The sequence below is a fragment of the Streptomyces sp. NPDC016309 genome (assembly GCF_043077235.1).
GTDB lineage: Bacteria > Actinomycetota > Actinomycetes > Streptomycetales > Streptomycetaceae > Streptomyces.
Window position 1 is genome coordinate 70,746 of sequence record NZ_JBIBSG010000009.1, and the last position, 16,153, is coordinate 86,898.

Consider the following 16,153-nt stretch of genomic DNA (forward strand, 5'->3'; position numbering starts at 1 on the left):
CCTCGTCCGGGTGGGTGGGCGGTCTGGGGATCGTGGTGCCGGGCGGGACTGTGCGGGAGCGGTGGAGCGGCGCCGTTCGGTACTGTCGGCATGCGATGCACAAGACCTTGATCGTAACCAACGACTTTCCGCCCAGACCCGGCGGGATTCAGGCGTTTCTGCACAACATGGCGCTCAGACTCGATCCGGAACGGATCGTGGTCTACGCCTCCACGTGGAAGCGCGGCCGGGAAGGCGCCGAGGCGACCGCCTTGTTCGACGCGGAACAGCCCTTCCGGGTTGTCCGGGACCGCACGACGATGCTGTTGCCCACACCCCGTGTGACCGCCCGGGCGACCGCGCTGCTGCGCGAGCACGGCTGCGAGTCGGTGTGGTTCGGGGCGGCCGCGCCCCTCGGGCTCATGGCACCCGCGCTGCGCCGGGCCGGCGCGCGGCGGATCGTGGCCACCACGCACGGGCACGAGGCCGGATGGGCCCAGCTTCCGGGTTCACGCCAACTGCTGCGGCGCATCGGCGAGGGCACGGACACGATCACGTACCTCGGCGAATACACCCGCTCCCGCATCGCGGCCGCGCTGACCCCGGAGGCGGCCGGGCGGATGGTCCAGCTCCCGCCGGGCGTCGACGAGAAGACGTTCCACCCGGGGTCGGGCGGTGACGCGGTACGGGAACGGCTGGGACTGGCCGGCCGGCCGGTCGTCGTCTGCGTCTCGCGACTGGTCCCCCGCAAGGGCCAGGACACGCTGATCAGGGCCATGCCCGCGGTGCTCACCCGGGTCCCGGACGCCGTCCTGCTGATCGTGGGGGGCGGCCCGTACGAGAACGACCTGCGGCGCCTCGCCGCGGGGACCGGCGTGGCCGGATCCGTGCGTTTCACCGGCGCGGTGCCGTGGGAGGAGCTCCCGGCGCACTACGGGGCCGGTGACGTGTTCGCCATGCCGTGCCGTACGCGGCGGGGCGGACTGGACGTCGAGGGCCTCGGCATCGTGTACCTGGAGGCCTCGGCGACGGGCCTGCCGGTCGTCGCGGGCGACTCCGGCGGCGCGCCGGACGCCGTCCTGGACGGCGAGACGGGCTGGGTCGTGCGCGGCTCGTCCCCGGCCGAGTCGGCCGACCGGATCGTGACGCTCCTCCAGGACCCGGAACTGCGCCGCCGCATGGGCGAGCGGGGGCGGGCGTGGGTCGAGGAGAAGTGGCGCTGGGACCTCCTCGCGGAACACCTGAAGCGCCTCCTCTGACCCCCGGAGCCCCGCCCTTACCCGTCGTGGGCACGCGCCGGGGCGGTGCGTTCACCGGTGCGCCCAGGGCGTGGAGGCACCGGCCCGGCTCAGGGCCCGTGATGCGGGCACCCCGCGGCTCCCGCGGGTCCAGGGACCGGGCCGGTGCCGTCGCCGACGCTCAGGCGCGGTAGATCGCCTCGATCTCGTCCGCGAAGTCCTTGGCCACCACATTGCGCTTCAGCTTCAGCGACGGCGTGATGTGACCGGCCTCCTCCGTGAACTGGGAGGTGAGGATGCGGAATTTCCGCACCGATTCCGCCTTGGAGACCGCCGCGTTCCCGTCGTCCACCGCCCGCTGCACCTCCGCCAGCAGCTCCGGGTCCTCGCGCAGCGACGCCGCCGTGGAACCGGCCGGCTTGCCGTGCTCGGCGGCCCAGCGGCCCAGGAACTCCTCGTCGATGGTGACCAGCGCGCCCACGAACGGGCGGCCGTCGCCCACCACCATGCACTCCGCGACCAGCGCGTTGGCGCGGATGCGGTCCTCGATCACCGCCGGGGCGACGTTCTTGCCGCCCGCGGTGACCAGGATCTCCTTCTTCCGGCCCGTGATGGCCAGGTAGCCGTCCTCGTCCAGGGTGCCGATGTCGCCGGTGTGGAACCAGCCGTCGGCCAGCGCCTCGGCGGACGCAGACTCGTTCCCCCAGTAGCCCGAGAAGACGTGCTCGCCGTGGACCAGGACCTCGCCGTCGTCGGCGATCCGCAGCACCGAGCCCGGCAGCGGCTGCCCCACGGTGCCGATCTTCGGACGGTCGTACGGGTTGAACGCGGTCGCCGCGCACGTCTCCGTCAGGCCGTAGCCCTCCAGGACGGTCAGCCCGATGCCCCGGTAGAAGTGGCCCAGGCGCTCGCCCAGCGGGGCACCGCCCGAGATGGCCGCCTCGCAGCGCCCGCCCAGGACCGCGCGCAGCTTGCCGTACACCAGCTTGTCGAAGACGAAGTGCTTGACCTTCAGGCCCAGCGAGGGTCCCTCGGGGGTGGCGGTGGCGCGGCTGTAGTCGATGGCCGTCTGCGCCGCCTTGTCGAAGATCTTGCCCTTGCCCTCCGCCTGGGCCTTGGCCCGCGCGGAGTTGTAGACCTTCTCGAAGACGCGCGGCACACCCAGGATCAGGGTCGGCTTGAAGGCGGCGAGCTCGGCGGTGAGTTCCTTGATGTCCGGTACGCAGCCCAGGCGGATCGGCGCCAGGACGGACCCGACCTCGACCAGCCGCCCGAAGACGTGCGCGGCGGGCAGGAACAGCAGCGCCGAGCACTCCCCGGTGCGGAACAGCGGCTTGAGTCGCTCGACGACGTTGCCGCACTCGGCGAAGAAGTTCCGGTGCGTCAGCACACAGCCCTTGGGGCGGCCCGTGGTGCCCGAGGTGTAGACGATCGTCGCGATGTCGTCGGCCTTGGCGGTCGAGGTCGCCTCGTCGACGGCCTCGTCCGTCACACCGGCCCCGGCGGCGGTCAGTTCGTCGATCGCGCCCTCGTCCAGGCGCCACACGTGCCGCAGCTCCGGCAGGGCGTCGCGTACGGACTCCACCGCCGCGGCGTGCGCAGCGGTCTCCACGACCACCGCGACCGCGCCGGAGTCGCCCAGGATCCACTGCACCTGCTCGGCGGAGCTGGTCTCGTACACCGGCACCGTCACCGCGCCGGCGCTCCAGATCGCGAAGTCCATCTGCACCCACTCGTAGCGGGTGCGGGAGATCAGGGCGACCCGGTCACCGGGGCGCACGCCCCGGGCGATCAGACCCTTGGCGGCGGCCCGGACCTCGGCCAGGAACTGGGTGGCGGTGACGTCCGTCCACGCACCGGCGACCTTGCGGCCCATCACGGCGACATCTGGGTGCTGAGCGGCATTGCGGCGGATGAGATCCGTCAGGTTGCCGTCCGTGGGGACCTCGTACAGGGCCGGAAGGCTGAACTCGCGCAAGACTGCTGCTCCTCATCGGGCGCCGGCGCCACGGCTCTGTGTGATGCACCGGTTGCGGTCCAAGATCGGGCACGTGCTCAGTGGGGGTGAGCACGACTGGACTGCCCGGACGTTACCCACCAGTACTCGGTTGGGGATAGGGGCGCTGGCCAGATGTTCGCTGCGTCACACGTATGTGGCGGTGCTTCGGGCACAGTAGTCCAGACCAGCGACGACGTGGAAACAACCGCAGGTCCGACGGCGCCTAGGGTGGGTGGTCATGCGAGGCATGAGGGTCAACGTGATCAGCGACGTGCACGGGAACGCCGAGGCCCTGGCCGCGGCCGGGGAGGGCGCCGACGCCCTGATATGCCTCGGTGACCTGGTGCTCTTCCTCGACTACCACGACCACTCACGGGGCATCTTCCCCGAGCTCTTCGGCGCGGAGAACGCCGGCCGCCTGGTGGAGCTGCGCACCGCCCGGCGCTTCGAGGAGGCCCGGGACTTCGGCCGCCGGCTGTGGGCGGACCTCGACGTGGACCGCGAGACCGCCATCGAGGCGGCGGTCCGCCGCCAGTACGCCGCGATGTTCGCCGCCTTCCCCACCCCCACCTACGCCACCTACGGCAACGTGGACGTCCCCACCCTGTGGCCCGAGTACGCGCGCCCCGGCACCACCGTGCTGGACGGACAGCGCCTGGAGCTGGGCGGGCTCGTCTTCGGCTTCGTGGGCGGCGGCCTGCGCACCCCGATGCGCACCCCGTACGAGATCTCCGACGAGGAGTACGCCGCCAAGGTCGAGGCCCTCGGCGAGGTCGACGTGCTGTGCACGCACATCCCGCCGGACGTGCCGGAGCTCACCTACGACACGGTCGCCCGCCGCTTCGAACGCGGCAGCCGCGCCCTGCTGGCCGCGATCCGGCGGACGAGGCCCCGCTACGCCCTGTTCGGCCACGTCCACCAGCCGCTGGCGCGGCGGATGCGGGTCGGGGCGACCGAGTGCGTGAACGTGGGACATTTCGCGGCGACCGGGAGGCCCTGGGCCCTGGAATGGTGAGTCACACCCACGCGATAGCCTTCACCCCACAGGGAATCGGTACCGCACTGGAGGAGCCACGGCGATGGCGGAACACACCAGCTCGAGCATTGAGATCGAGGCGGCACCGGCCGACGTCATGGGAGTGATCGCCGACTTCGCCCGCTACCCGGAGTGGACGGGCGAGGTGAAGGAGGCGGAGGTCCTGGAGAAGGACGCCGCCGGCCGCGCCGAGAAGGTCCGCCTGCTGCTGGACGCCGGCGCGATCAAGGACGACCACACCCTGGCGTACACCTGGACCGGCGACCACGAGGTGGGCTGGACGCTGGTCAAGTCCCAGATGCTCCGCGCCCTGGACGGCTCCTACCGCCTCCGGCCGCTGGAGGGCGGGGCCCGCACCGAGGTGACGTACCAGCTCACCGTGGACGTCAAGATCCCCATGCTGGGCATGATCAAGCGCAAGGCCGAGAAGGTCATCATCGACCGGGCGCTCGCGGGCCTGAAGAAGCGCGTCGAGTCCACCGTCTGACGGCACCCCCGGGCCCGGGGGACGGACGGCCCGCCTCCGGGCAGTAGCGTGTCCGGGCATGCGCACCATCCTGGTCACCGGCCCCGGCGGCGCCGGGCGTACGACCGTCGCCGCCGCGACCGCCCTCGGCGCCGCCCGGCGCGGGCGGCGGGTCCTGCTCCTCACCACCGACCGGGCGCTGCCCGGTACCTGGTTCACCGGCGACGACCGCCCGGTCGTGCGCCACGTCGACTCCGGCGCCCACTTCCGCGCCGAGGTGCTCGCCTTCCAGGAGCGGGCCGCCCCCGCCCTCGCGCTGCTGGGCGCCGCGCCGCTCGCCGGCGAGGAGCTCACCGAGCTGCCCGGCAGCGACCGGTTCGCCCTGCTGCGGGCCCTCGGGGACGCCGCCGCCGGGGACTGGGACCTCGTGGTGGCCGACCTGCCGCCCCTCCCCGACGCCGTCGCCGTACTCGCCCTGCCCGAGCAACTGCGCCGCTACCTGCGCCGCCTCCTGCCGCGCGAACGCCAGGCGGCCCGCGCGCTGCGGCCCGTGCTCGCCCAGCTCGCGGGCGTCCCCATGCCGGCGGAGTGGCTGTACGAGACCGCCGCCCGCTGGGACACGGAACTGGCCGCCGTCCAGGCCATGACCGAGGCCCCGTCGACCACCGTCCGGCTGGTCGCCGAACCGGGCCCGGCCACCGCCGCCGCCCTCCGCACCGCCCGCGCCGGGCTGGCCCTGCACCGCCTCGCCGTGGAACCCGTGATCGCCAACCGGCTGCTGCCCACCACGTCCCCCGACCCCTGGCTCTCCGGCCTCGCCGCCCAGCAGCAGGCGCACCTCAAGGCGCTGGTCGAGGCCCTGGAAGAGGCCCCCGACGGGGCGCCGGACGGCACACCGGACCGGCCGCGCGAGCTGCCGCACCTCGGGCGCGACCCCCGCACCGACGACGACCTGGCCCTCCTGGAGCCGCCCACGGCGCCGACAGCCCCCGCGCCGGAATGGACCGTGGAGGACCGCCGCACGCCCGACGGCGTCCTGGTCTGGCGCATCCCGCTGCCAGGCGCCGCCAAACCCGACCTCGGCCTGGTGCGCCGCGGCGACGAACTGGTACTGACGGCCGGGCCGTTCCGCCGCGTCGTGCCCCTGCCGTCCGCGCTGCGCCGCTGCACCGTCTCCGGGGCCGCCCTCGACGGCGGCGTGCTGAGCGTCCGCTTCGCACCCGACCCGGATTTGTGGCCCCGTACGCGGTAACGTCGGGAGTACCACCCACGCTGCCGCAGGAGAACGCCATGAGCGATGCCACCCAGCATCCCGACGCCGACGCCTGGGCGAAGGCCTGCGCCGAGGACCTGGCGGCCGAGAAGGCCCGCCGTCGCGGCACCGAGGACCCGCCGCCCGGCAGCGCCGCCGAGGAGCTGCGCAAGCTCGTCGACGCGGTCGCCGACAAGGTCGCCTCGCTGCGCACCCCGCTGCTCGGCATGGGCGCCCAGGGCGCCGTGCAGCAGCTCGTCAGCCAGGCCAAGGCCGCCGTCGAGCCGGTCATCGAGCGCAACCCGCAGGTCTTCGACCATCTCGCGGCCGCCGGCAACGAACTGCTCGCCGCCTACCGCTCGGCCGTCGAGGGCCAGGAGCGCCGCTGGACCCGCGGACCGGACACCCCCGGGCCGCCCACCCCCGGGCCGCCCACCCGCGGGTCCGACACCCCTTCCGCGGACGGGAGGAAGGACGACGGCGGTCCTGATCCCACCGAGCACATCGACCTCGACTGACACCGGGTACGGTGGGCCGTAGCGGGGCTCGACCGAAAACTGAGGGACACATGGGACTCACCATCGGCGTCGACATCGGCGGCACGAAGATCGCGGCCGGAGTGGTCGACGAAGAGGGCACGATCCTCGACACCCACAAGGTGCCCACCCCGCCGACCGCCGAAGGCATCGTCGACGCGATCTGCGCGGCAGTCTCCGAGGCCGGCAGGGGCCACGACATCGAGGCGGTCGGCATCGGCGCCGCCGGGTACGTCGACGACAAGCGCGCCACGGTCCTCTTCGCGCCGAACATCCAGTGGCGGCACGAGCCGCTGAAGGACAAGGTCGAACAGCGCGTCGGCCTCCCGGTGGTCGTGGAGAACGACGCCAACGCCGCGGCCTGGGGCGAGTACAAGTTCGGTGCGGGCAAGGGCCACGAGGACGTCATCTGCATCACGCTGGGCACCGGCCTCGGCGGCGGCATCATCATCGGCAACAAGCTGCGGCGCGGCCGCTTCGGCGTGGCCGCCGAGTTCGGCCACATCCGGGTCGTCCCCGACGGCCTGCTGTGCGGGTGCGGCAGCCAGGGCTGCTGGGAGCAGTACGCCTCCGGGCGCGCCCTCGTGCGGTACGCCAGGCAGCGCGCCAACGCCACCCCGGAGAACGCCACGATCCTGCTGGGCCTCGGGGACGGCACCCCCGCCGGCATCGAGGGCAAGCACATCTCCGAGGCCGCCCGCCAGGGCTGCCCCGTCGCCGTCGACTCCTTCCGCGAGCTGGCCCGCTGGGCCGGGGCGGGCCTCGCCGACCTGGCCTCCCTGTTCGACCCGTCGGCGTTCATCGTCGGCGGCGGCGTCTCGGACGAGGGCGAGCTGGTCCTCGGCCCGATCCGCAAGTCGTTCCGGCGCTGGCTGATCGGCGGCCAGTGGCGGCCGCACGCCCAGGTCCTCGCCGCCCAGCTCGGCGGCAAGGCCGGTCTCGTCGGCGCCGCCGACCTGGCCCGCCAGGGCTGAGCCGCCCCGCCCGTCCGCCGGTGCCCGCCGCGTCCTCGCCCGGATGCGGCGGGCACCGTCATATCGTGCTCGTATGCCGATCACCGAGCTGCCCAACTCGCGCACCGAGCCGGACGGTTCCGCCGTGGTGCGGGTGCTCAGCTACAACGTCCGCTCGCTGCGCGACGACGAGGACGCGCTCGCGCGCGTGATCCGGGCCTGTGCGCCGGACCTGGTCTTCGTCCAGGAGGCGCCCCGCTTCTTCCGCTGGCGCAAGCACGCCGCCCGGCTGGCAGCGAAGAGCGAGCTGCTGGTGCTGAGCGGCGGCGGCACCGCGGCCGGACCGCTGCTGCTGTGCTCGCTGCGGGCCACCGTGGAGCGCACCGAGGACGTCCTGCTGCCGCTCACCCCCGGGCTCCACCGGCGGGGCCTGGCGACCGCGGTCGTACGCGTCGGGGGCGCCAGGCTCGGCGTGCTGAGCTGCCACCTGAGCCTGGAGGCCGGGGAGCGGTACGACCAGGCCGGGATGCTCCTGGACCGGCTGGCCGCCCTCGACGTCCCGCACGCCGTCGCGGCCGGCGACATCAACGACGAGCCCGACGGGCGTGCCTTCCGGCGGCTGGCGGCCGAGCTCCAGGACTGCCGGACCGTCCGGCCCTGGGGCGGCGAGCACACCTGGAACCCCGCCGATCCGCACAAGCGGATCGACGCGGTCTTCGCCACCAAGGGCATCGAGGTGCTGGGCTGCGGCGTGCCGCGCCCCGAGGACCTGCCGGGCCTGGACGCCGCCGACCTCGGGGCCGCCACCGACCACCTGCCGGTCCTCGCCGCCCTCCGCGTCCCCGCCGGACCCTAGGGGTGTCCCGCCGAGCGGTCAGACCACCGCCCCGCGGCCCGGGTCGTCGCCCTCCTCGTCGTCGCCGGTGCGCATCCGGGCCACCAGGGTGGCGAAACCGCCCAGGAAGCCGCCGATGCACAGTGTGGTGAGCCACCAGGTCATGTCCCAGCCGAGTATCACCGCCAGCAGCATCAGCACCGGGCCGCCGATGACCCCGAGCCAGGCGAACTTGGCGGTGGCGTCGGCCTCCGGCAGCGGGGGCGGCTCCGGGGGCACGAAGTGGCCCTCGTCGGAGTCGTCGAGGTCACCGGCCCTGGCCTCGGCCACCTCGTAGTCGCGCGGCCCGCCCGGCCCGACGCCCGGGGCGAACACGACGGAGCTGCCGAGCGGCTTGTCCGGCTTGCCGGACTCCGCCGACGGCCCCTCCGGGAGCTCGTTGACGTCGTCCTCCGGCAGCGCCAGGTCCTCGATCGGCTTGAACGGCTTGGCGCCGGGCGGGTCCGCCGGCTCCTCGCCGTACCCGGCGACGATCGCCGCCCAGGCGGCCTCCTCGTCGAACGGCTGCTCGTCCCGCTTGTCGGAGTCGTGCTGCTCAGCCACCGGTCGTGCTCCCTCCCCGGGCCTCCGGCATGGGGGACCCCGTCGTACCCGCTGTCGGAGCGAGCCGGCCGACGAACGCGTGACTCTCCTCGAAGATCCGCTCCGCGTCGTGGTCCAACGTCGCGACGTGGTAGCTCTGTTCCAGCAGGATCTCCGTGACGTCCGTGGAGGAGATCCGGCCGAGGATCCGCGCCGAGTCGGCGGGCGGTACGACATGGTCCTGGGGGCTGTGCAGCAGCAGCACCGGCTGGGTGACCTGCGGGAGCTCCCGGTCCACCAGCCGGAAGAACCGGCGCACCGAATGCGCGGCGTGCAGCGGCACCCGGTCGTAGCCCAGCTCCTTGACGCCCTCCTTGGCGATGTCACTGGCGATGCCGGGCTGCGACGGCACCAGGTGGCGCACGACCGGCAGCGCGTGGGCCGCCAGCCCGTGCACCTTGTTCGCCGGGTTCACCAGCACGATGCCCGCCACCGCGTCGCCGTGCTTGGCGGCGAGCCGCAGCGTCAGCGCGCCGCCCATGGACAGGCCGAAGACGAAGACGCGCCGGCACCGCTCCAGCAGGGCGCGCAGCTCTCGGTCCACCTCCGCGTACCAGTCCTGCCAGCCGGTGACCTGCATGTCCTGCCAGCGCGTGCCGTGCCCGGGCAGCAGCGGGAGCGACACGGTCAGGCCGCGCTCGGCCAGGTATTCGGCCCAGGGGCGCAGCGACTGCGGCGAACCGGTGAAGCCGTGACAGAGCAGCACGCCGACCTCTCCGCCTTCGTGGCGGTACGGCTCGGCTCCAGGGAGGACCGGCACCGGGGTCTCCTGTTCGGGGGTTCGATGGGTCTCGGGAAGGTGTACTTCACCGTACGCGACCGGGCTGACACCGACCAGATCCGTCGCCGTCCCCGCGTGACCGCGGGCGGGAGCGGGGGCGCCACTCGGGTTAAGGTCTGACCGACGGAACACAGGAGGCATTCGAGTTGATCTACGGCGCAATGAAGTTCTCCATCGGAGGGTCGCTGAAGCTCGCCTTCCGGCCCTGGGTGGAGGGCCTGGAGAACATTCCCGCCGAGGGGCCGGCGATCCTCGCGAGCAACCACCTCTCCTTCTCCGACTCCTTCTTCCTGCCGGCGGTCCTGGACCGCAAGGTGACCTTCATCGCCAAGGCCGAGTACTTCACCTCGCCCGGCCTGAAGGGCAAGCTCACCGCCGCGTTCTTCAAGGGCGTGGGCCAGCTCCCGGTGGACCGCTCGGGCGCGCGCGGCGCGGGAGAGGCCGCGATCAGGAGCGGGATCGAGGTCATCGAGCGCGGTGAGCTCTTCGGCATCTACCCGGAGGGCACCCGGTCGCCGGACGGCCGGCTCTACCGGGGCAAGCCGGGCGGCCTCGCGCGCGTGGCGCTGGCCACCGGCGCGCCGGTGATCCCCGTCGCCATGATCGACACCGAGAAGATCCAGCCGCCCGGGAAGGTCGTCCCCAAGCTGATGCGCCCGGGGATCCGGATCGGCAAGCCCCTGGACTTCAGCCGCTACCAGGGCATGGACGGCGACCGCTTCATCCTCCGCTCGGTCACCGACGAGGTGATGTACGAGATCATGAAGCTCTCCGGCCAGGAGTACGTCGACATCTACGCCACGGCGGCCAAGCGCCGGATCGCCGACGCGGAGAAGGCCGCCAAGGAAGCGGCCAGGGAGGCCGCCAAGGAGGCCTCCAAGGAAGCGGCGAAGGCCGGGGAACAGCCGGACGCGCGGGCGTAGCCGGCACGTACGGCGTCGTCCGTCCGGGGGTGGGGGAGTTGGCCAAGCGCGAGCGCGTCGTCCGTATGTCCGTGGAGCAGCCGCTGTGGCGGGCGCTGACCGCGTACCGCGTCCTCACCATGGGGTACGCGGTGCTCCTGTTCGTCTTCACCCGCGACACGTTCGAGCGGCCCTGGGTCGCCGTCGCGTTCCTCGCCGTGATGTCCGTCTGGACCCTCGCCACCCTGCCCAAGGTGGCCGGGGCCGCCGGCTGCACCAAGCGCTTCCTGGTCGCCGACCTCACCGTGGCGCTCACCGGCATCCTGCTGACCCCGCTCGCCGACGCGGACGCCCAGTCGTTCGACGGGCCGACGCTGCCGAGCATCTGGACGGCGGGTTCCGTCCTCGCGTACGCCATCAAGGGCGGCTGGCGCTGGGCCGCGTTCGCCTCGTCCCTGGTCGCGGTCGCCAACATCGTCGAGCGGGGCGACCCCAGCCGGGACACCCTGCACAACGTGCTGCTGGTGTGGGTCGCCTCCATAGCGATCGGTTACGTGGTCGAGGTGGCCCGTGCCTCCGAACGCACCCTCGCGCGGGCCCTGGAGATCGAGGCCGCCACCCGCGAGCGCGAGCGGCTGGCCCGCGACATCCACGACTCCGTCCTCCAGGTGCTGGCCATGGTCCAGCGCCGGGGCACCGCCCTGGGCGGCGAGGCCGCCGAACTGGGCCGGATGGCGGGGGAGCAGGAGGTCGCGCTGCGCACCCTGGTCGCGGGCGGGCTGACCCGCACCTCCCACGTCTCGGAGGACGAGTCGCTGGGCGCCGTGGTCCGCGAGGTCGACGAACCGGACGACGGCCCGGCCGACCTGCGCGGGCTGCTCGCCCCGCACGCGTGCGGCCGGATCACGTTCTCCGAACCGGGCGCTCCGGTGCTGCTGGCGCCCGCGGCGGCGAAGGAGCTGGCCGCCGCCGTCGGTGCCGCCCTGGACAACGTCCGGAGGCACGCGGGCGAGGACGCCAGGGCCTGGATCCTGGTGGAGGACTGGCCGGACGAGGTCGTCGTGACGGTCCGGGACGACGGGCCGGGTATCCCGGAGGGGCGTCTCGCGCAGGCGGAGGGCGAGGGCCGGCTCGGGGTCGCCCAGTCCATCCGGGGCAGGCTCCGGGACCTGGGCGGCACGGCGGAGCTGGTATCGGTGCCCGGACAGGGCACGGAAGTCGAACTGAAGGTCCCGAGGGTTCCACGGGGGAAGGCGGACACATGAGCGAGCGGCAGATCAAGGTGATGGTGGTCGACGACCACCCGATGTGGCGGGACGCGGTCGCCCGCGACCTGGCGGAGGCCGGGTTCGACGTGGTCGCCACCGCCGGCGACGGCGAGCAGGCCGTACGCCGGGCCCGGGCCACCGGCCCCGACGTGCTCGTCCTCGACCTGAACCTGCCGGCCAAGCCCGGCGTGCAGGTCTGCAAGGAGCTGGTCGGCGCCGACCCGGCCCTGCGGGTGCTGGTGCTGTCCGCGAGCGGCGAGCACGCCGACGTCCTGGAAGCGGTGAAGTCCGGCGCGACCGGGTACCTCCTGAAGTCGGCCAGTACGGAGGAACTGCTCGACGCGGTGCGCCGGACGGCGGCCGGCGACCCGGTCTTCACGCCCGGCCTGGCCGGCCTGGTCCTCGGCGAGTACCGCCGCCTGGCCTCCGAGCCGCTGCCCACCGCCGGCCCGGACGACCCCAAGGCCCCGCGGCTCACCGACCGCGAGACGGAGGTGCTCCGGCTGGTCGCCAAGGGCCTGAGCTACAAGCAGATCGCCGAGCGCCTGGTGATCTCGCACCGCACCGTCCAGAACCACGTGCAGAACACCCTCGGCAAGCTCCAGCTCCACAACCGCGTCGAGCTGGTGCGCTACGCCATAGAACGCGGCCTGGACGACGCCTAGGGCGTGTGTCGAAAGTCCCGTCTGGCCGGGAACGCCCGGCACGCCCGCTCGCCGCGTTGTCGGTCGTCGGCGCAGCCCGCTGCGCTCTCTCCCCCTGCGCCTGGCGGCGCGGGAGGTGCCCCCACCCTCCGCCTTGCGATCGCACGCACCGGACGCCCCCGGCCCCGCCCTCCGGGCGGACGACGCTACTTTCGAAACACGTCCTAGCGGCCGCCGTTGCACGGCCCGCGGGCCTTCCGGCTCCGGCCCCGGGGAAGCCCCCGGGACCGGGGCCTGCCGTAGGGCCGGGACCCGCCGCCGGGCCGGGACGGCCGCCGGGACGGGACGGGCGGCTCGCGGTACCGCGAGGCCGGGCCGGCCGGGGTCCCGGCGGGCCGGTGGGCGCGGCGCGCCGGGGGAGGGGGCCGGGGCGGGGGTAGGGTCGCGCTCGTCCCCCAGCCGTCTCCCTTGGAGAACCCGTGGACATCCTCGCCTTCGGCGTCCAGGCCGACGAGAAGCCGCTCCTCGAAGAGGCCGCCGCCGGACGCCACCGCGTCCGCTGCCTGGACGTGTTCCTCACCGGGGACACCGCCCCCCTCGCCGCCGGCCACGAGGCGATCTCCACCAGTGTGAACGCGGACCTCGACGCCCGCGTGCTGCGCACCCTCGCCGCTGGCGGGACCAGGATGATCGCCCAGCGTTCCACCGGCTTCAACAACATCGACCTGCCCGTCGCCCGGGAGCTCGGCCTCACCGTGGCCCGGGTGTCCTCGTACTCGCCCTACTCCGTCGCGGAGTTCGCGTGGACGCTGGCGATGGCCGTCAACCGCCGGGTCGTCCGGGCCTCGAACCGGACCCGGGACTTCGACTTCCGCCTCGACGGGCTGCTCGGCCGGGACATGCGGGGCCGTACGGCCGGTGTCCTGGGCACCGGCAGGATCGGCGAGGCCTTCACCCGGATCGCCCACGGCTTCGGCATGCGCCTGCTGGGCTGGGACATCGCCCGCAACCCCGCCTGCGAGGAACTGGGCATGACGTACGTCGAGAAGGAGGAGCTGTTCGCCCGGGCCGACCTCGTCAGCCTGCACGTCCCGCTCCTCCCCGCGACACGGCACCTCGTCGACGCCGCCGCGCTGGCGTCCATGAAGGACGACGCCGTCCTGGTGAACTCCAGCCGCGGTGGCCTGGTCGACACCCAGGCCCTCGTCGGCGAACTGCGCGCGGGCCGCTTCACCGGCGTCGGCCTGGACGTGTACGAGGCGGAGGCCGGCCTGTTCTACCTCGACAAGTCCCTCGGGGTGGTCGACGACGACACGCTCGCCCGGCTGATGACCTTCCCCAACGTCCTGGTCACCTCCCACCAGGCGTACTACACCCTGGAGGCGGTGACCCAGATCATCGAGACCACGCTGCGCAACGTCACCGACTACGAGGAGGGCCGCCACAGCGAGAATGTCCTCGTGCCGGGGCCCGACGACCTCACCCGGGGCTGACCGCCAGGGCCCGCACCAGGTCCCGGACGATCGACGCCCCGCGCAGCGTCAGCACCGACTCGGGATGGAACTGCACCCCCGCGAAGCCCGGCCCGCGCAGCGCGTGCACCTCGCCGGTCGCCGCGTCACGGCTCACCTCGACGCCCCGCGCGGCCAGCCGGCCAGCCGCCCCGTCGTCGCACCGGGCGGTGAAGCTGTTGTAGAACCCGACCGTCTCCTCCGTACCGAACAGGTCGATCCGCACCTGCGCGCCCTGGAGGGGCACCGCCTTGCGCACGATCGGCAGGCCCAGCTCGGCGGCGATCAGCTCGTGCCCGAGGCACACGCCCAGCAGCCCGTGGCGGTGGCCGCGCACCAGCTCGGCGGTCAGTGCCCGCAGCGCACGCATCTTCGGATCGGCCGCGTCACCGGGGTCACCGGGGCCGGGCCCCAGCACCACCGGCCCCTCGTGGGAGAGCACCGCTTCGCGCAGCCCCGGCTCGTCGAAGCGGCGGACCGTGACCGCCAGGCCCGAGGAGCGGAGCAGATGGGCGAGCATCGCGGTGAAGGTGTCCTCGCCGTCGACCACCAGGGCGTGGCCGGCCCGCTGCGCCACCGGCTCGCCCATCCGCAGCCAGAACGGCGCCAGATCCGCCCGGCGGGCGTCCAGGGCGGCCCGTACCCGGGGGTCGCCGGCGAGCCTGGGCCGTACGGACTCCTCGCGCGGCCGCCCGGGGCGTACCCCCAGCGCCGCCAGCACGCCCGCCGCCTTGGCGTGCGTCTCGGCGACCTCCCCCGCCGGGTCCGAGTGCCGCACCAGCGTCGCGCCGACCGGGACGCGCAGCTCGCCGTCGGCCGCGATGTCGGCGGTACGGATCAGGATCGGCGAGTCCAGGGTCTGGGCCCCGCCCGGGTCCGTGCCCAGGAGCGCCAGCGCGCCCGCGTAGTAGCCGCGGCCGCCGGTCTCGTGCCGCTCGATGACCCGGCAGGCGTTCTGCACCGGCGAACCGGTGACGGTCGCGGCGAACATCGTCTCGCGCAGCACCTCGCGGACGTCGAGCGAGGAGCGGCCCCGCAGCTCGTACTCGGTGTGCGCCAGGTGCGCCATCTCCCTCAGCCGGGGCCCGACCACCACCCCGCCCATGTCGCCGACCGTGCACATCATCTTCAGTTCCTCGTCCACGACCATGGAGAGCTCGTCGGTCTCCTTGCGGTCGGCGAGGAAGTCCAGCAGGCCCTCGGGCGTCGGTCCGCCGGCCGGGTAGCGGTAGGTGCCGCTGATCGGGTTCATCACGACCGTGCCGCCCGACATCCGGACGTGCACCTCCGGGCTCGCGCCCACCAGGGTGCGCTCCCCGGTGTGGACGACGAAGGTCCAGTACGCCCCGCGCTCACCCGCCAGCAGCCGCCGGAACAGCGCCAGCGCGTCCCGCCGCCCGAACCCCGGGATCCGCCCCCGGTAGGTGCGGCGGACGACGAAGTTCGCCCCCTCGCCGCGCCCGATCTCCTCGTCGACGACCCGGCGCACGACCTCGGCGTACTCCTCGTCGGACACGTCGAAGGCGCCCTCCCCGACGGTCACGTCGTGTGCCGGGAGCCGGGCGAGCGCCGTGGCGAGCGGCAGTTCGTACGCCTCGTCGGCGACCAGCACCGACAGCGGCGTGCCGTCGTCGCGGACGTCGAAGCCCCGCTCCCGCAGTTGCCGGAACGGCACGAGGGCCAGGGCCGGGCGGTCCCCGACGGGGAGGTCGGCCAGGCGGTCGGCCTCGTGCACGGCGCCGATCAGCACCTCGACGGTGTCGTGGTCGCGGCCGGGGGTGCGGCGGCGCAGCAGGGCGAAGGGCGGGCAGGAGTCGTCGAGCAGCCGGGAGAGGTCCAGGGGGTCCACGGGGGGTTCCTTCCGGTCGGACGGATCGGGAGAGGATCCGGATGGGGAGGAACGGCCCGTGAAACGGGAGAAGGCCGCCCCTCGGGCGGCCTTCGCGTGTGTTTCGGTGTACGCGCAGTCAGTGGGCCGCCGGATGAGCGGTCCACCACCAGGTGCGGGTCGAGTGCGCGAACATGGGCGGCACCCTACCCCACGGAACGGTGAAAACCTCAAGATTGATTGTCTCATCAGGTGAGCGACCAGATGGACGTAGGGGAAGACC

Annotated in this window: 16 protein-coding genes; 11 read left to right on the top strand and 5 right to left on the bottom strand. The window is 73.6% G+C overall.

Annotated elements, in window-relative coordinates; translation table 11 throughout:
* Window positions 1-95: 95 nt before the first annotated feature.
* Window positions 96-1,238, top strand: a complete 1,143-nt coding sequence (locus ACF068_RS22845) for a glycosyltransferase family 4 protein (RefSeq protein WP_392276124.1) — start codon at window positions 96-98, stop codon at window positions 1,236-1,238.
* Window positions 1,239-1,398: 160 nt separating this feature from the next.
* Here ACF068_RS22845 and ACF068_RS22850 read toward each other — a convergent pair whose 3' ends face one another.
* The gene (locus tag ACF068_RS22850; protein WP_392276125.1) at window positions 1,399-3,195 is read right to left on the bottom strand and encodes an AMP-dependent synthetase/ligase; all 1,797 of its coding nucleotides are present in this window, start codon (window positions 3,193-3,195) and stop codon (window positions 1,399-1,401) included.
* A gap of 268 nt (window positions 3,196-3,463) precedes the next feature.
* Between ACF068_RS22850 and ACF068_RS22855 the strand changes: the two genes are divergently transcribed.
* The 6 genes from ACF068_RS22855 to ACF068_RS22880 all read left to right on the top strand — a co-directional run bounded on the left by ACF068_RS22855 (window position 3,464) and on the right by ACF068_RS22880 (window position 8,315).
* A complete protein-coding gene (locus ACF068_RS22855) occupies window positions 3,464-4,231 on the top strand; it encodes a metallophosphoesterase (RefSeq protein WP_392276416.1) in 768 nt (255 codons plus the stop codon).
* A 64-nt stretch (window positions 4,232-4,295) separates the two neighbouring features.
* Window positions 4,296-4,739: an SRPBCC family protein gene (locus tag ACF068_RS22860; RefSeq protein WP_392276126.1), complete on the top strand. Its 444-nt coding sequence runs from the start codon at window positions 4,296-4,298 to the stop codon at window positions 4,737-4,739.
* Window positions 4,740-4,797: 58 nt separating this feature from the next.
* On the top strand, window positions 4,798-5,970 hold the full coding sequence (locus ACF068_RS22865) for an ArsA-related P-loop ATPase (RefSeq protein WP_392276127.1): 1,173 nt from the start codon (window positions 4,798-4,800) through the stop codon (window positions 5,968-5,970).
* Between the two features lie 38 nt (window positions 5,971-6,008).
* Window positions 6,009-6,488 carry a DUF5304 domain-containing protein gene (locus ACF068_RS22870; RefSeq protein ID WP_392276128.1) on the top strand — a complete coding sequence of 160 codons (480 nt, stop codon included), beginning with the start codon at window positions 6,009-6,011 and terminating at the stop codon, window positions 6,486-6,488.
* Between the two features lie 50 nt (window positions 6,489-6,538).
* Window positions 6,539-7,480, top strand: coding sequence for an ROK family glucokinase (locus tag ACF068_RS22875; protein WP_392276129.1), 942 nt, complete (start codon window positions 6,539-6,541; stop codon window positions 7,478-7,480).
* Window positions 7,481-7,553: 73 nt separating this feature from the next.
* Window positions 7,554-8,315: an endonuclease/exonuclease/phosphatase family protein gene (locus ACF068_RS22880; protein WP_392276130.1), complete on the top strand. Its 762-nt coding sequence runs from the start codon at window positions 7,554-7,556 to the stop codon at window positions 8,313-8,315.
* A gap of 18 nt (window positions 8,316-8,333) precedes the next feature.
* Here ACF068_RS22880 and ACF068_RS22885 read toward each other — a convergent pair whose 3' ends face one another.
* On the bottom strand, window positions 8,334-8,897 hold the full coding sequence (locus ACF068_RS22885) for a hypothetical protein (RefSeq protein ID WP_392276131.1): 564 nt from the start codon (window positions 8,895-8,897) through the stop codon (window positions 8,334-8,336).
* Window positions 8,890-9,696: an alpha/beta hydrolase gene (locus ACF068_RS22890; RefSeq protein ID WP_392276132.1), complete on the bottom strand. Its 807-nt coding sequence runs from the start codon at window positions 9,694-9,696 to the stop codon at window positions 8,890-8,892. The genes ACF068_RS22885 and ACF068_RS22890 overlap by 8 nt, the downstream gene beginning before the upstream one ends.
* 182 nt (window positions 9,697-9,878) lie before the next feature.
* Between ACF068_RS22890 and ACF068_RS22895 the strand changes: the two genes are divergently transcribed.
* From ACF068_RS22895 to ACF068_RS22910, 4 genes are all read left to right on the top strand, one after another.
* A complete protein-coding gene (locus ACF068_RS22895; protein WP_392276417.1) occupies window positions 9,879-10,640 on the top strand; it encodes a lysophospholipid acyltransferase family protein in 762 nt (253 codons plus the stop codon).
* Between the two features lie 38 nt (window positions 10,641-10,678).
* A complete protein-coding gene (macS, locus tag ACF068_RS22900; RefSeq protein WP_392276133.1) occupies window positions 10,679-11,884 on the top strand; it encodes a MacS family sensor histidine kinase in 1,206 nt (401 codons plus the stop codon).
* Window positions 11,881-12,552, top strand: a complete 672-nt coding sequence (locus tag ACF068_RS22905) for a response regulator (RefSeq protein ID WP_392276134.1) — start codon at window positions 11,881-11,883, stop codon at window positions 12,550-12,552. The genes macS and ACF068_RS22905 overlap by 4 nt, the downstream gene beginning before the upstream one ends.
* A gap of 458 nt (window positions 12,553-13,010) precedes the next feature.
* A complete protein-coding gene (locus ACF068_RS22910) occupies window positions 13,011-14,024 on the top strand; it encodes a 2-hydroxyacid dehydrogenase (RefSeq protein WP_392276135.1) in 1,014 nt (337 codons plus the stop codon).
* On the opposite strand, the gene ACF068_RS22915 is transcribed toward ACF068_RS22910, so the two are convergent.
* Together ACF068_RS22915 and ACF068_RS22920 are read right to left on the bottom strand one after the other, a co-directional pair.
* Entirely contained in the window at window positions 14,011-15,882 is a 1,872-nt protein-coding gene (locus ACF068_RS22915) for an anthranilate synthase family protein (protein ID WP_392276418.1), read from the bottom strand. The genes ACF068_RS22910 and ACF068_RS22915 overlap by 14 nt on opposite strands.
* A gap of 127 nt (window positions 15,883-16,009) precedes the next feature.
* Window positions 16,010-16,066 carry a trp operon leader peptide gene (locus ACF068_RS22920; RefSeq protein WP_078493144.1) on the bottom strand — a complete coding sequence of 19 codons (57 nt, stop codon included), beginning with the start codon at window positions 16,064-16,066 and terminating at the stop codon, window positions 16,010-16,012.
* Window positions 16,067-16,153: the final 87 nt, after the last annotated feature.

Bases quoted from the DNA above. Each gene is read 5' to 3' on its own strand.
- ACF068_RS22845 (WP_392276124.1), top strand. From the start codon at position 96: ATGCACAAGACCTTGATCGTAACCAACGACTTTCCGCCCAGACCCGGC.
- ACF068_RS22855 (WP_392276416.1), top strand. From the start codon at position 3,464: ATGAGGGTCAACGTGATCAGCGACGTGCACGGGAACGCCGAGGCCCTG.
- ACF068_RS22860 (WP_392276126.1), top strand. From the start codon at position 4,296: ATGGCGGAACACACCAGCTCGAGCATTGAGATCGAGGCGGCACCGGCC.
- ACF068_RS22865 (WP_392276127.1), top strand. From the start codon at position 4,798: ATGCGCACCATCCTGGTCACCGGCCCCGGCGGCGCCGGGCGTACGACC.
- ACF068_RS22870 (WP_392276128.1), top strand. From the start codon at position 6,009: ATGAGCGATGCCACCCAGCATCCCGACGCCGACGCCTGGGCGAAGGCC.
- ACF068_RS22875 (WP_392276129.1), top strand. From the start codon at position 6,539: ATGGGACTCACCATCGGCGTCGACATCGGCGGCACGAAGATCGCGGCC.
- ACF068_RS22880 (WP_392276130.1), top strand. From the start codon at position 7,554: ATGCCGATCACCGAGCTGCCCAACTCGCGCACCGAGCCGGACGGTTCC.
- ACF068_RS22895 (WP_392276417.1), top strand. From the start codon at position 9,879: ATGAAGTTCTCCATCGGAGGGTCGCTGAAGCTCGCCTTCCGGCCCTGG.
- ACF068_RS22905 (WP_392276134.1), top strand. From the start codon at position 11,881: ATGAGCGAGCGGCAGATCAAGGTGATGGTGGTCGACGACCACCCGATG.